This is a genomic window from Halorussus limi (assembly GCF_023238205.1).
In the GTDB taxonomy this organism is placed as follows: domain Archaea; phylum Halobacteriota; class Halobacteria; order Halobacteriales; family Haladaptataceae; genus Halorussus; species Halorussus limi.
The window spans coordinates 2,719,573-2,733,804 of sequence record NZ_CP096659.1 but is presented as its reverse complement, the minus strand read 5'-3'; the positions used below and the strand labels follow the sequence as shown (position 1 = coordinate 2,733,804).

General features: G+C 71.5%; 11 protein-coding genes. 5 read left to right on the top strand and 6 right to left on the bottom strand.

Annotated elements, in window-relative coordinates:
- Positions 1-4: 4 nt before the first annotated feature.
- From M0R89_RS14085 to M0R89_RS14075, 3 genes are read right to left on the bottom strand one after another with little or no spacing between them, the layout of a single operon-like run.
- Positions 5-1,453 carry a DUF58 domain-containing protein gene (locus M0R89_RS14085; protein ID WP_248649715.1) on the bottom strand — a complete coding sequence of 483 codons (1,449 nt, stop codon included), beginning with the start codon at positions 1,451-1,453 and terminating at the stop codon, positions 5-7.
- A complete protein-coding gene (locus M0R89_RS14080; RefSeq protein WP_248649714.1) occupies positions 1,450-2,136 on the bottom strand; it encodes a DUF7269 family protein in 687 nt (228 codons plus the stop codon). The genes M0R89_RS14085 and M0R89_RS14080 overlap by 4 nt, the downstream gene beginning before the upstream one ends.
- Entirely contained in the window at positions 2,136-5,099 is a 2,964-nt protein-coding gene (locus M0R89_RS14075) for a transglutaminaseTgpA domain-containing protein (protein WP_248649713.1), read from the bottom strand. Before M0R89_RS14075 ends, M0R89_RS14080 begins: the two co-directional genes overlap by 1 nt.
- A gap of 215 nt (positions 5,100-5,314) precedes the next feature.
- Between M0R89_RS14075 and M0R89_RS14070 the strand changes: the two genes are divergently transcribed.
- From M0R89_RS14070 to M0R89_RS14060, 3 genes are all read left to right on the top strand, one after another.
- On the top strand, positions 5,315-7,006 hold the full coding sequence (locus tag M0R89_RS14070; protein WP_248649712.1) for a thiamine pyrophosphate-binding protein: 1,692 nt from the start codon (positions 5,315-5,317) through the stop codon (positions 7,004-7,006).
- Between the two features lie 151 nt (positions 7,007-7,157).
- Entirely contained in the window at positions 7,158-8,675 is a 1,518-nt protein-coding gene (locus tag M0R89_RS14065; protein WP_248649711.1) for a carotenoid oxygenase family protein, read from the top strand.
- Between the two features lie 119 nt (positions 8,676-8,794).
- Positions 8,795-9,331: a nitroreductase family deazaflavin-dependent oxidoreductase gene (locus M0R89_RS14060; protein WP_248649710.1), complete on the top strand. Its 537-nt coding sequence runs from the start codon at positions 8,795-8,797 to the stop codon at positions 9,329-9,331.
- Positions 9,332-9,340: 9 nt separating this feature from the next.
- Here the strand turns inward: M0R89_RS14060 and M0R89_RS14055 are convergent, their stop codons facing one another.
- Both M0R89_RS14055 and M0R89_RS14050 read right to left on the bottom strand, forming a co-directional pair.
- Positions 9,341-10,198: a phosphatase PAP2 family protein gene (locus M0R89_RS14055; protein WP_248649709.1), complete on the bottom strand. Its 858-nt coding sequence runs from the start codon at positions 10,196-10,198 to the stop codon at positions 9,341-9,343.
- A gap of 74 nt (positions 10,199-10,272) precedes the next feature.
- On the bottom strand, positions 10,273-11,706 hold the full coding sequence (locus tag M0R89_RS14050; RefSeq protein ID WP_248649708.1) for an FAD-binding oxidoreductase: 1,434 nt from the start codon (positions 11,704-11,706) through the stop codon (positions 10,273-10,275).
- Positions 11,707-11,834: 128 nt separating this feature from the next.
- On the opposite strand from M0R89_RS14050, the gene M0R89_RS14045 reads away from it, so the two are divergent.
- A complete protein-coding gene (locus tag M0R89_RS14045; protein ID WP_248649707.1) occupies positions 11,835-12,212 on the top strand; it encodes a hypothetical protein in 378 nt (125 codons plus the stop codon).
- A 76-nt stretch (positions 12,213-12,288) separates the two neighbouring features.
- On the opposite strand, the gene M0R89_RS14040 is transcribed toward M0R89_RS14045, so the two are convergent.
- Positions 12,289-12,618 carry an Htur_1727 family rSAM-partnered candidate RiPP gene (locus tag M0R89_RS14040; protein ID WP_248649706.1) on the bottom strand — a complete coding sequence of 110 codons (330 nt, stop codon included), beginning with the start codon at positions 12,616-12,618 and terminating at the stop codon, positions 12,289-12,291.
- 215 nt (positions 12,619-12,833) lie between these two features.
- On the opposite strand from M0R89_RS14040, the gene M0R89_RS14035 reads away from it, so the two are divergent.
- Positions 12,834-14,228, top strand: a complete 1,395-nt coding sequence (locus tag M0R89_RS14035) for an FAD-binding oxidoreductase (RefSeq protein ID WP_248649705.1) — start codon at positions 12,834-12,836, stop codon at positions 14,226-14,228.
- Positions 14,229-14,232 lie beyond the last annotated feature (4 nt).

Genomic DNA, 14,232 nt, shown 5'->3' with positions numbered 1-14,232 from the left:
ATCGTCAGAGTAGCGTCCGCAGCGAGCGTTCGAGTGCGATGCCCAGCGGGTCGTCCACGGTCCAGTCTATCGTCGTCGCCCCCGCGGTCCGGAGGTCCCAGAGCCGAATCTCACGGCGGGTTCCCGCGACCGAGCGGCCGGGCGAGCGGTCCGCCTCGGACCCGGAGTCGCGGCCCGTCACGTCGGGACTCAGCACCGCGACATCGTGGCCGCGGGCCGTCAGCGCCCGGGCCAGCGACCCCGGCCAGTCGTCGAGCACGGGCGAGACGACCACGACCTGCGCGTCGCCGGGCAGACGGGCGAGGAGTCGCCGGGTCGCGGAGTCCTCCGGGTTCCCGCCGTCGGCCGTCGCCGCGACTCGGTCCGAACCGGCGTCCGCCGACCGCTCGGTCCGGTCGCTCGACGCCCGGCCGCCCGCCGTCCGACCGACGCGACTCGCGTCGGCGACCGGTTCGGTCCCGTCGGTCGGCACGGAACCGGCGTCGTCGCGGTCGGCCGCGCGGCCCGCCGCGTCGAAGACGAGGCGGGCGCTCCCCGCGCCGTCGGAGTCGGCCCACGGCAGGTCGTCTGCCGGGAGGCCGCCCGCCACGTCGTCCTCGCCGAGGCCGACCGCGGTGACGCTGGTCGCCACGCTCGCGCCCGTCAGCGCGTCGTGGAGGCGCTCGGCGGCGTACACCGAGAGCGCCGCGCCGTTGGGATAGCCCGCGCTCGGCGTCGTCCGGGCGACCGGCCGGGCGTCGACCACGACCACGGTCCGGGCCGCCCGCTCCTCGCGGAACCGGACCGTGGTCAGGTCGCCGGTCTTGGCGAAGCGCCGCCAGTCGATGCGACTGATGGAGTCGCCCGGCCGGTACTCGCGGGTCGAGTGGAACTCGATTCCCTCGCCGCCCGAGTCGGTGGTGTGGGTCCCCACGCGCCGGGGCGAGGCCCGACCGAACGGCGGGTCGGCGACCGAGCGCGAACACGAGAGCGTCGTCTCGCCCGCGGCCTCGACCGCCGTCGTCACGCGGTCGGTCCCGCTGGCGGTCCGCGCCCGAATCGCCGGGTCGCCGAACTCGTGGTCGCCGCGCTTGGCGACGACCGAGTACGAAATCGCGGTCTCCTCGCCCGGACGGAGCGCGACCGCGGCCCGCGGCGACCCCTCGACGACGGCCAACTCGTCGGGCACGCCGTCAACGACGCGCACGTCCGCGAGCGCCGACTCGCCCGAGTTCCGGACCGTCAGCGTCACCTCGACCTCGCCGCCCGGCGGCGGACTCGTCGGCGCGAACTCCCGGCTCACCTCCGGTTCGGTCGCGCCCGAGAGCGACGAGAGCGCGCCGAACGCGACGTACGAGAGCGGCACCGCCGCGGCCGCGAACAGTCGCGCCTCGGCGTACAGCAGGCCGAGCGTCGTCAGCAGGAGCGTCCCGGCCAGCGCACCGCGGAACCGCGGGACGCGAGTGCGAGTCACGCGCCACCTCCCGAGTCGTCCGCGCGGTCGTCGGCCGGAGTACCGCTCCCGGGAGCGTCGGCGACGCCGACGCCCCCACCGTCTGCTCCCCGGTCGCCGAGGACGGCTTCGACCTCCCGAACGGTCCGCTCGACGCGCCGGCGGCGCTCGGCCGCGGGGTCGAGCCACGCCCGCAGGCGGGCCGCCAGCGAGAAGTTCGGGCCGGACTCGCCCGAGAGGAAGGCGGCCGCCGCGCGGTCGTCGGTCCACGCGCCGGTCTCGACCGCCAACTCGGCCTGCTCGGGGCCGCGGTCGGCCGCTCTGGCGTGGGCGCTCGCGGCGGCGTCCGCGAGGTTCGACCGGACCGCCGAGAGCGCGCTCTCGTCGCCGTCGCAGGCGTCGGCGACGCTCGCGTCGAACGTCTCGCCGGTCCGGGCGCGGTCGGCAGCGCTCGCGCGCTCCGGGCGGTCGCCCGCGGCGGCGAACCGGGCCGCCGGTCCCTCGGTCGGTTCGCGGTCGGGCGTTCCCCCGCGGGCGGCCCACGCCGCGTAGGCCCCGACGACCGCCCCGAGGACGAGCAGGAGGCGCTCGGGGTCGAGCGAGTCGAGGACCGAGAGCGGGTCGGCGACGCCGGGCGCGACGACCACCGCGGCCGCGAGGAGCGTTGCCAGCGCGCCGAGTCCGCCGAGGACGCGAGCGCGCATCACTCGTCACCTCCCGGGCCGTCCGCGGTGTCCGGGCCGCCCGCACCGCCGCGGTCGTCCGCTCGCGCCGCGCGCTCGATGGCGTCTACCGCCTCCTCGACGCGGGCGAGGCGGTCGGTCGGCGAGCGCGCGCCGTACTCCACGTCGCGGAAGGCGTCCCGCAGGGTGACGACCGCGGCGGGCGGCAGGTCGTCCTCGCTGACCGCGTGGTCGGCCAACTCGCCGGGCGTCGAGGCCTCGGGCCGCCGGACCGAGACGACCCGGAGGAAGGTGGCCCACGCCTCCCGGAGCGTCCGGTAGGAGTCGGCCTCCGCGGCGTCGTCCGGTTGGGAGACGTCCGGCGCTGGCCCGCCGCCAAACGACCGCAGCGACCCCGCGCCGACCGCTCCCGCGCGCTCGCTCAGCCACGCCCGGAGGCGTGCGAGCAGTTCCGAGACCGTCGTCTCGCCCGCCGCGAGTTCTCGGAGCGCGTCGAGGACCGTCTCGACCGCCCACGCGAGGCGGTCGGCGGCGCCGAACAGCGCCGCGACAGCGAGGTCGGGAACGGCGCGCACGGTCCGGACCAGCGCGGCGGCGAGTCTGCGCGGCGTCAGTCCCCGGCGGTAGGCCCCGAAACCGAGGCCGCCGAGTACGACCGCGACTCCGCCGAGGACGCCGGCGAGGTTGACCAGCAGTCCCGAGACGGTCGTCCGGCGGGTCTGTCCCGCCGCGGAGACGACGACCGCCGCGCTCCGCCGGAACGGGAGCGAGGCGGTCGCCGTGCCGTCGATGTTGGTCGTCCGCTCGGTTCCCGCGACCCGCACCGTGGCGTTCGTCAGCGGGTCGTCGCCGTAGGTCGCCCGGACCTCGACGGCGGTGCCGGGGAGCGCGACCGGGAACTGCGGGTCGGCGGCGAGTTCGAGTCGCGGGAGCGAGAGGGTGCGCTCGCCCGAGACCGGCCCGCGGGAGACCGCGAGCGTGACGTTGCCGGGCGACTCGGGAAGGCGGACCCGGACCCGGCCGTCCCGGTTCGTCTCGCCGACCGTCTCCCCGTCGAGGGTCACGTCGGCGTTCCGGACGGGCACGCCCTCGACCGTCGCGGTCACGACGACTTCGCTCCCGGTCGCCACGTCGCCCGAGACAGCGAGCGCGGCGTCGGTCGCCAGCGCGTACTCGGTGCCGTTGGTCTCGTTGCCGGGCGCGAGAGCGCGCGGCGGCGGGGAGAGCGAGAACGCCGCGTCGAGATTCGTCGGCGGCGCGGCGACGCGGGCGGTCGCGTCGCCGTCCGCCTCTCCTCCGACCGTCACCGTCAGGTTCTCGGCGTAGGGCACCTGCCCGGTCACGGTCCCCTCCGTGTCGGTGATGCCGACCTGCTCTCCGTTGAAGAAGACCGCGACGCCGATGGCGGGGTCGCCGTTCTCCGTTACCGTCACCTCGACCGTCGCGCCGGGGACCGGCGTCCGGTCGAGGCTGACGGCGTACCGGCCATCGGTCCCGGCGTCGGTCCCCGCGGTGGTCGTCTCGCGGGTCGTCCCCTCGCCCTCGCGAGTCGTTCCCTCGTCCCCGCTGGTGGTTCCGCCGGCGTCGGTCGTCGAACCCGAGGGCGATTCGCCCTCGGATGTTCCGTCGGTGCCCGCGGTCCGCGTGCCGTCCGTGGGCGTCCCGCTTCCGGGCGGCGTCTCCCCCTCCGGCGGGGTGGCGGTGCCCGACCCGCCGGACCCGCTTCCGGCCGTCGTCGCGGCGCGACCCTCGCCGGTCGTCGCGTTCGACTCGTTCGGGGAGAACCGCTCGCCGGGACTCCCCGACTCGTTGGGCGAGTAGTCGCTCGGGTCGGCGCTCGTCTGGTTCGCGAACGCCCGCTGTTCGGCTTGGAGGCGCTCTCGGCCCGGCGTCGGGTCGAACCGGACCCACCCGACCTCGGGGAAGTACGCCTCGACCCACGCGTGGGCGTTCATCCCGCGGACCGCGTAGGTGTTCGCGCCGACCGACTGGCCGGTCGAGTAGCCCACGACGTACCGGGCGGGAATGTCCTGCGAGCGCAGCATCACGGTCATCGAGGTGGCGAAGTACTCGCAGTACCCCCGCTCCATGTCGAAGATGAACTGGGAGGCCACGTCGTCGCCCGCGGGTTGGGAGACGTTCAGCGAGTAGTTCTTGTTCGATTCGAGCCACGACTCGATTCGCTTCGCGGACTCGTAGGGCGAGGTGGCTCCCGCGGTCAGTTCGTCGGTGAACCGGCCGACGCGCCGGAGGGTCTCGGCGGGCAGGCCGGTGTATCGGCGCTCGATTTCGCTCGGGTAGTTCCGGCCGGCGGCCCGCAGGACGGTCGGGTCGCGGGCGGGGCGGTGGCTGACGCCGGTGTAGGTCGTGCCGGCCGGGACCGGCTTTCCGGTCTCGAAGGCGCGCGCGTCGGTGACGTAGAGGTCGCCGGTGTCGGCGTCGGTCCGCACCGAGTTGGCGCGCCAGACGCTCGGCAGGGCGGTCGCCGACTGCTTCAGGGTGACGCGGTACTGGACCTCTCGGCCCCGTATCCCGCCGCCCCGAATCGGACCGTCGTAGGGTCGCCGCTCGCCCGACTGCTTCCACCCGGACCCGGTGTAGGTGTCGTACGCGCCGGTCCGCCAGTAGGAGGGGACCGAACTCTGGACCCGGAAGTGGGTCTCGGCGTTCCGGGACTTGAAGGCGTTACTCGCGTTCTCGGCGGCAAGCGACCCGCCCACGTCGGTCCGCTTCCCGGGGTTGAGCGCGCCGAGGCCGCCGCCGCTCCCGGTGCCGCCGCCACCGTTCGAGAGGCCGTAGGGGTTCACGCTCGGTTGGGGCACGACGGACCCCAGCGGGGTCGCGCCGAGTCCGGCCCCCGAGACGGCCGGGACGAGAGTGCCCGCGACGACGACCGCGAGGACGCAACACGCCACCAGCGCGGCGCGGAGTCGGTCGCGGGACTGTTCGTCGTCGGGCAACAGGGGTGACGGCTTCTCTGACATGTGAGATAGGTGAGTCGGTTCGGCGAACGCCGCGGAGTCTCGGGTGGTACGTGTGCGCAGACAGGTAAAAAGACTGGTGGAAAATCCGGTCGAGTGATAGGAACGCCCGGCGGCCGGGCGGGACCGGACCTCGCCCTCCCGAACCCCGCCACCGAGTTCCGGAAACACCTCCGCCGAGACCAACATCTTTCACACTTGCTTGCGAATCACACGCCATGGCCGACGAGTACACCGGGGCCGACCTGTTCGTGGACGCGCTGGAGCGCTACGGCGTCTCGCACGTCTTCGGCAACCCCGGAACCACGGAACTCCCCGTGATGAAGGCGTTGGGCGACAGCGACCTCGAATACGTCCTCGGACTCCACGAGGACGTGGCGGTCGGGATGGCCGCGGGGTACGCCAGCACCCGACGATACCACTCGCACCACGACGACGCCGTCACCCCCGTCGGCGTCGTGAACCTCCACGTCGCGCCGGGACTCGCCCACGGACTCGGCAACCTCTACGGCGCGAGCGTGGCGGGCGCGCCGCTGGTCGTGACCGCCGGGAACCACAGCACCGACTTCCGCCACGAGGAGCCGATTCTCTCGGGCGACCTTGTGGAGATGGCCGACGAGTTCGCCAAGTGGAGCGCCGAGGTGGCCGACGTGTCGGCGCTGCCCGCGATGGTCCGCCGGGCGTTCCGGGTCGCGCTCACACCCCCGACCGGCCCGGTCTTTCTGGCACTGCCACTCGACGTGATGATGGCGGAGACCGACGCCGACCCCGAGCGTCTGGGCGAGATTCCCGACGCAGGTCGAGGCGACCCCGTCCAGATAGAGCGCGCCGCGGACCTGCTCGCGGACCCCGACGAGGACTTGGCGCTCGTCGTCGGCGACGGCGTCGCGCGTTCGGGCGTCGACGCAATCGAGGCGGCGGTCGAGTTCGCGGAGGCGACCGGCGCGCGCGTCCACGGCGAGATTCTGGCCTGCGAGGTGGACTTCCCGACCGACCACGACCAGTGGGTCTCGTACGTTCCGCCGAACGAGGACCTCGCGGGGACGCTTTTCGGCGTTGACAACCTCGTCTTCGTCGGGTGTTCGACCAACACGACGCTGACCCGCCACGAGCGCCCGCTCGTCGCCGACGACACCACCTGCGTCCACGTCAGCGACGACGCGTGGCAGGTCGGCAAGAACCAGCCCGCGGACGCCGCCGTCGTGGGCGACCCCGGCCGCGTCCTCCGAGAACTCTCCGAGCGCCTGCGCAAGCGACTCACGGCCACCGACCGCGAGGGGCGTCTCGAACGCGTCGAGATGGTCAAGAACATGGTCGAGAGCAGGATGGCCGAGATGGGCGACGGCGAGGCAGACGACCCCCGCGCCTCGAAGGCCGAACTCGTGGACGCGATGGAGGCGGTGGCCCCCGACGCCTACATCGTGGACGAGGGCGTCACCGCCAAGTACGCGATGCTGACGCGCTGGGACCTCGAACCCGAGCAGTACGTCTCGAACAAGGGCGGCGGACTGGGCTACGGCCTCCCGGCGTCTGTCGGCGCGGCCATCGCCGAGAGCCAGACCGACGACCCCCGTGACGTAATCGGGTTCATCGGCGACGGCTCCTACCTCTACTACCCCCAGACGCTCTACTCGGCCGCCCGCGAGGAGGTGGACCTGACGGTCGTGATTCCCGACAACCGGAACTATCGCATCCTGAAGGACAACGCGCTCGACCTCTTCGGCGGCGAGGAAGACGACTACGAGTTCGTCGGCATGGACTTCGACCCGCCGGTCGACATCCCGGCGAACGCCGAGAGCCACGGCGCTCGCGGGCGTCTCGTCCCCGAACCCGACGAAATCGAGTCGGCGCTGGAGAAGGCTCTGGACAGGGACGGCCCGGACGTGCTGGACGTGCTGGTTCACGACTGACTCCGCACCGACTCACCACTGCACCGCCTCGCACCGCTCCGCCTCCCCACTCTGCACCGCTCCACCTCGCCCAACACCGGGTCCGCAGACCTCACGCCGCCCTGCCTTCGCGCCACCACCGTTTTCGACTTGGAGACCGTCTGAGAGACGAATGCCAGCCTACGCCCCGGGGTTCAGGTCGCTCGACGCCGAACACGACGCCCTCGCGCTCGACGTGACGGGCGAGATTCCGTCGTGGCTCTCGGGGTCGCTGGTCCGCAACGGGCCCGGAAAGTTTGAGGTCGGCGGCGAACGCGTCGACCACTGGTTCGACGGACTGGCGATGCTCCACAAGTTCCGGTTCGAGGAAGGGCGGGGAGGGGTGACCTACTCGAATCGCTTCCTCCGGACCGACGCCTACCGGACGGCCGTCGAGGAGGGCACCATCTCCGGCCAGTTCGCGACCTCCGGGGGCTATCTCGACCGGTTGAAGTCGTTTCTCGGCGACCCGACGGACAACGCGAACGTCAACGTCGCCCGGGTCGGCGGCGAGTACGTCGCGCTGACCGAGACGCCACGCCGGGTCCGGTTCGACCCCGAGAGCCTCGCAACGCGGGGACACCTCGAGTACGCCGACGACCTGTCCGTCCACCACGTCACGGCCCACCTCCAGCGCGACGACCGCCGCGGCGAGACGGTCGGCTACGCGACCCAGTTCGGGCGCACGAACCGGTATCACCTGTATCGCGTCCCCGACGAGCGGTCCGGCGACGGGGCGGCGGACGCCGAGAGCGGGTCCAGACCGCGACGAATCCCCGTCGCGTCGCTGGAGGTGGACCGCCCGGCGTACCTCCACAGTTTCGCGCTCACGCCGCGGTACGCCGTCCTCGTCGAACCCCCGTTCGTCACGAACCCGATGCGCTTTCTCCTGCCCGGCGAGGGCGGGTTCATCGACAACTACCGGTGGCGACCCGAGCGCGGCACGCGATTTCTGGCCTTCGAGCGCGACACGGGCGACCTCGCGGTCGAGCGCCGCGTGGCCCCGTTCTTCTTCTTTCACACGGTCAACGCCTTCGAGTCGGCGGGCGACGTCGTCGTGGACCTCGTGGCCTACGACGACGCGAGCATCGTGGAGAACCTGTTCATGGCCGCGGTCGAAGGCGGGGAGGGCGCTCCGGACTCGGGACCGGAACTCGACGCCGCCGACGGCGAGTTGGCGCGGTTCCGGGTTCCCGTCGAGGGAGACGCCCGCGGGGACGACCCCGAAGCGACGGTCGTGCGCCGGGACCTCTACACCGGCACGGAACTTCCGCGGGTGGCCCCGCGGGCCCGGATGGAGTCGTACCGCTACGCCTACGGGCAGGCGACCGCCCGCGAGGGCCAGAACGGCCTCGTCAAGGTGAACGTCGAGACCGGTGAGGCGACCGAGTGGTGGGCCGACGACCACTACGCCGGAGAGCCGATTTTCGTGCCGGAACCGGCGGAAGACGGGCACGACGCCGAGGAGAGGGAGGCGTCCCGCCCGGAGGACCGCGGAGTCGTCCTCGCGCCCGCGCTCGACGCCGAGAGCGAGCGGTCGCTGCTGGTCGTTCTCGACGGCGAGCGCTTCGAGGAACTGGCGCGTGCGGAGGTGCCCCACCACATCCCGTTCGGGTTCCACGGCGAGTTCTTCCCCGAAGTCGGGCGGTAGGTCGCGGTCCGGCCCGGCGTTCGCCGTGACGAGGCCTCGAAGCGGGTTCGACTTCCGACGCGCGACTCCGACGACTTCCGAACAACGACTAAGTCGTTCAGCGTCCTTCGAAACAGAGCATGGGAACGGAGGCCAAACAGCGTTCGCGCTATCGACAGGTGCGGGACCGCGTCCGGACGTTCAACAAGCGAGTTCTGAACCCGTTCGCGATGCGGTTCGCGGGGCGGCCGCTCTCGCCGTACGGTCTCGTGCGCCACGTCGGCCGGCGGTCGGGGCGGCGCTACGACACGCCCGTCCTCGTGAGCGAAGTCGGCGACCGGTTCGTCGTGCCGCTACCGTACGGGACCGGAACGGACTGGTACCGGAACGTCCGGGCGGCCGACGAGTGCGTCGTGGTCTACGGCGGCCGGGCCTACCGGGCCGAGTGCCCGCGCTTGGTGGACCCCGCCGCAGTTCCGGAGGCGTTTCCGGCGTGGCAGGAGCGACTGATTCGGACCGCCGGGAGCGGGCAGTTCCTCCGGATGGACCGCGCCGAGGAGATGCCGATGGAGTACCGGGACGCGACGGCGAAGCATCCCGCCGGACCCGCTGTCGCGGGCGTGGCAGGTGCGGCGCTTCTGGCGGCGGTGCTGTGGCGGGCCGCGCGGAACCGGTGAGTCCGTCGGTCACGACAGGTCGATGGTCTCGCGCTCCCGGTCCGCGCCGAGACGGACCGCTAGCGTCGGCGCGAGCAACACGCCCGCCATCGTCACTGCGTAGAGGACGAACGCGACCAGCGGGTCGACCAGCAGTTCCTCCCCGACGTAGGCGAGCGCCCCGAGGACCGGCGCGACGACGCCGAGGAGCGCGAACCTCGCGCGCGCGCCGTCGACTCGGGGCACCGCGTCGAGATACGTGTAGGCCAGCGTGGCGCCGACGGCCGCTCCGAGTATCGTCGCCCCGTCGTGGCTCGCCCCGCTGACGACGAACGCGACCGCTCCGAGCGCGATGGCGACGACGAACCCCTCCTTCGGGTCGTGCTCCGTGAGCCAGACGACTCCGGCGAGGAAAGCGAGGCCGACGACGATGCCGGCGACCACGTCCCGGACGTAGTGGACTCCGAGGACGACCCGCGACAGCGCGACCAGCAGCATGGCGACGCCGGCCACCGCGTACCGCGTGGGCCACGACCCGACTTCGAGGTCGTAGGCGAGGATGCCGTAGCCGATGGTCGCGCTGGTGGCGTGGCCGCTCGGGAAACTGTAGCCTGATATCGGGATGACGTTGACCGTCGACGGGGGCCGCGGCGCGTCGAAGAACGTCTTGAGCGCCGTGATGAGCGCGTAACCGCCGATGGCGAGCGCGAGGGCGTGGGCGCCCCGCCGACGGTCGCCGAACCAGTAGTCGACCGCGAACACCGCGAGGAATAACGCGGGGTTGCCCAATCGCGTGATGGCGATGAACACCGGGACCAGCCACGGCGGTACCGCGCCGCGGACGGCGTCGCCGACTTGCTGGCCCACGACCGGGTCGGGACTCATCATCCACAGGGTAAGGGTGGAGTGTCCTTGTACGTGATGGGGGCGGCCGTCTCCGCCGACGAACGCCGACGGTGTTCTCAAGCCCCGTCGTCCGGTGCGTCGGCCCTGACGCGCCCGCCGTCGATGGTCTCGGGGAACATCTTGCCCGGGTTGAGAGTGTCACGCGGGTCGAACGCCCGCTTGAGTCGCCGCATCGCCTCGACCGCCTCCGGGCCGTGTTCGGCCTCCAAGAAGTCGCGCTTGCCCGTCCCGATGCCGTGTTCGCCGGTCGCGGTACCGCCGAGGTCGATGGCCTTCTCGACGGTGGACGCGTAGACCTCGTGAGCGGCCTCGACCCGCGCGTCGTCGTCCTCGTCGACCAGCACGGAGTAGTGGAGGTTGCCGTCGCCCGCGTGGCCGAAGCAGGGGACCAGCAGGTCGCGCTCGCGGGCCTCGGACTTGACGAACGACACCATCTCGGGGTACGCGCTGATGGGGACGGTGACGTCGCCGGGGTGGAGCGCGGTCAGGTCGGGGTCCCAGAGCTGGATGGCGTACGCGAGGTCCCGGCGGGCCTGCCAGAGGTCGTCCATCTCGGCGGCGTCCTCGGCCACGTCGAACCGCGTCACGTCGTGGGCCGCGAACACGTCGCGGCAGAAGTCGATTTCGCGCTCGACGCCGTGGTTGGCGTGGAACTCCAGATACACCGCCGGCACGTCGGGTAGGTCGGTGCCGGTGTAGGCGTTGGCCATCCGGGCGGAGTCGGCGTCCACGAGTTCGATTTTCGCCACGTCCACGCCGGAGCGCACGGCGTCGAACACCGCCGCCGCGGCCTCGTCGAGCGACGGAAACAGCGCGCGGGCACCCCGAATCTGCTCGGGGCGGCCGGCGAGTTCGAGGGTCGCCCGGGTCACGACGCCCAGCGTGCCCTCGCTCCCGACGAACAGGTCCTTCAGGTTGTAGCCGCTCGACGTCTTCGCGGCCCCGCTCCCCGCCGTAATCACCGACCCGTCGGCGAGGACGACCTCCAGTTCGAGCACCCAGTCGGCCACCTCGCCGTACTTCACCGTCTTCATGCCCGAGGCGTCGTTGGCTATCATCCCGCCGACGGTCGAGATGTCGCCCGAGGAGGGCAGCGGCGGGAAGAACAGGCCCTCGTCCGCGACCGCTTCGTCCACCTCCGCACCGAGGACGCCGGGTTCCACGTCTATCTGGAAGTCCCCGGGCCGCACGTCGAGGACGGCGTCCATCCGCGACAGGTCGAGGCTGACCCCGCGGCGGGCGGGCACGGCGTTGCCCTCCAGACTCGTCCCGGCGGCGTAGGGCGTGACGGGCACCTCGCGCTCGTTGGCCCCCGAGAGGACCGCCGCCACGTCGGCGGTCGATTCGGGCCAGACCACGGCGTCGGGGGTGACGCCCTCGCCGCGCTCCTCCGCGCCGAAGTCCGCGGCGTGATTCTCCCGGGCCGAGTCGCCGAACGAGACGTCGCCGTCGAGCGAGAGGTCCGCGAGAAACGAACAGTCGTGCGTCATACGCTACCGTGGACCGGGGACGGCTTAAAGTTTGGACCGAGAGGCGCGGGGTCGGTATCGAAACGGTCCGCCGATACGGCCCGTCCAAATGTAAGAAGAACTATGACTAAGCCCCAAGAGTAACGGACGTGTTCGATTGGCTGTTTCCGAACTGGTCCAATCCCGCAGCGTTGACCGCGCTCGTCGTGTCGAAGGTCCTCCTCAACGCCGCGCTGACCGCGTTCGTCGCCGAATCGACTCGCGCCACGTCGCGTTCGGCGCTCCTAACGGCGGGTCTGACCGTCGCTTCGACGATTTTGTTCGTGTCGGTACTCCGCGGCGGCGCGGGAATCACCGCGTCCTACGTTGAGTTTCTCGCTCAGGCCGTCCTGCTGGCCGTCGCCGGACGCGCCGTCTACTCGACGCCCTCGCTCCGACGGCGGGTCGCGGTCCCCGTCTTTCTCGGCGCAATTTCGCTCGCGCTCGTCGTGATACCGGTGTACGGCGAGGCCACCGTCGCGCCCTGAACGACGGCGCTCCTTCGAGAGTTCGACGGAGCGCGCCGGAAACGGCTCACAACGTGCTGTCGCTGCGAGGCGAAAATCATAGCTCGTGCGTTCGACCCTCGGACCCCGACTCGGGCACGGCCAGTTCCGACTCCGAGTCGCCAGCGTCGTCCGCGTCCGCCGAGAACCGCCGAATCGCTCCGGCGGGACAGACCCACACCTCGCGGTCGTACCAGCAGAACAGTCGCGTCGCCTCCTCGTGGGCCGCCGCGGCGTCCTCGGCCCTGACGGTGCCGACGTATCGCGGCGGGTCGTCGGCCCCCTCGCGGGCCAGAATCTCCCACTCGCGGTCGGCGTCCGCGCCGGACTCGGCCTCTGCGTCCGGGCGCGACTCCTCGACCCTCGCGCGTCTCGCCTTCTCGACCATGCCGGGGCGATTCGGTCGCGGGGGCAAGGCTCCTCGGACGATTTTCGAAGGACGGGAACGTCCCCGATGACGTTCGATACAGGATTCATTTGCACCACGAATTCCGAGAACACCGCTCCGACGGGTTCGGTAGTCGGGGAGCGACATACCTCCCGCCGAAACGGTAATGGTTATTTAAGATACTTACTTGTTCCGACGACGCCATTGGAGACGGAATGGCAACCACGACCGCGTCGACAGAAGCAGTCACCGTCGCCGACCTACGCGAGCGGTTTCGGGGGCGAGTCCTCGAACCCGGCGACGAGGGATACGACGACGCCCGAGCGGTATGGAACGGGATGATAGACCGACGACCCTCGGTCCTCGCGCAGTGCGCGGGCGTCGCCGACGTGATGGCGGCGGTCGATTTCGGCCGCGAGAACGAGATGCTGGTCGCTGTCAAGGGCGGCGGCCACCACATCGCGGGCGACGCGGTCTGCGACGACGGACTGGTCGTAGACCTCTCGGAGATGCGCTCGGTCCGAGTGGACCCCGACGCGCGGACCGCCAGCGTCGAACCCGGCGCGACCCTCGCGGACTTCGACCACGAAGCCCAAGCGTTCGGTCTCGCCGCGCCGCTGGGCATCAACTCCACGACCGGCGTCGCCGGACTCACCCTCGGCGGGGGGTTCGGGTGGCTGACCCGCAAGTACGGGATGACCGTGGACAACCTTCGGTCGGTGGACGTGGTGACCGCCGACGGCGAACTCCGGCACGCGAGCGAAGCGGAGAACTCCGACCTCTTCTGGGGACTCCGCGGTGGGAGCGGCAACTTCGGGGTCGCCACGTCGTTCGAGTTCGACCTCCACGAGGTCGGCCCGGAAGTGCTGGCGGGACCCGTGGTCTACTCGGGCGACGACGCTGCCGACGTGCTTCGACACGTCCGGGACTTCAACGAGGAGGCACCCGACGAGGCGGCGGTCTGGGCCATCCTTCGCAAGGCTCCGCCGCTCCCGTTCCTCCCGAGCGACACTCACGGCGTGGGCGTCCTTATCGTCGTGGCGTTCTACGCGGGCGACGTAGACGAGGGCGAACAGGTCCTCGAACCGCTCCGGAGCTACGGCGACCCCATCGCCGACGCGGTCGGTCCTCACCGGTACGCCGAGTTCCAGCAATCGTTCGACCCGCTGCTCACGGAGGGCGCGCGCAACTACTGGAAGTCCCACAACTTCGACGAACTTCCCGACGAGGCCATCGACACGGCCGTCGAGTACGCGGCCGAAATCCCGTCACCGCTCTCGGAGATATTCTTCGCGCAGTTGGGCGGCGAGATGGCTCGAGTGCCGGACGACGCGACCGCGTACCCGCACCGAGACGCCGAGTACGCGATGAACGTCCACACGCGGTGGGAAGACCCGGCCGACGACGACCGGTGCATCGCGTGGGCGCGGGAGTTCTACGACGCCATGGCTCCCCACGCTACCGGAGGCCTGTACGTGAACTTCTCCGGCGACGAGGGGCAACAGGCCCTCGCGTACGGCGAGAACTACGACCGACTGGCCGAACTCAAGGCCGAGTACGACCCGACGAATCTCTTCCGGATGAATCGGAACGTCGAACCGGTCGACTGACTTC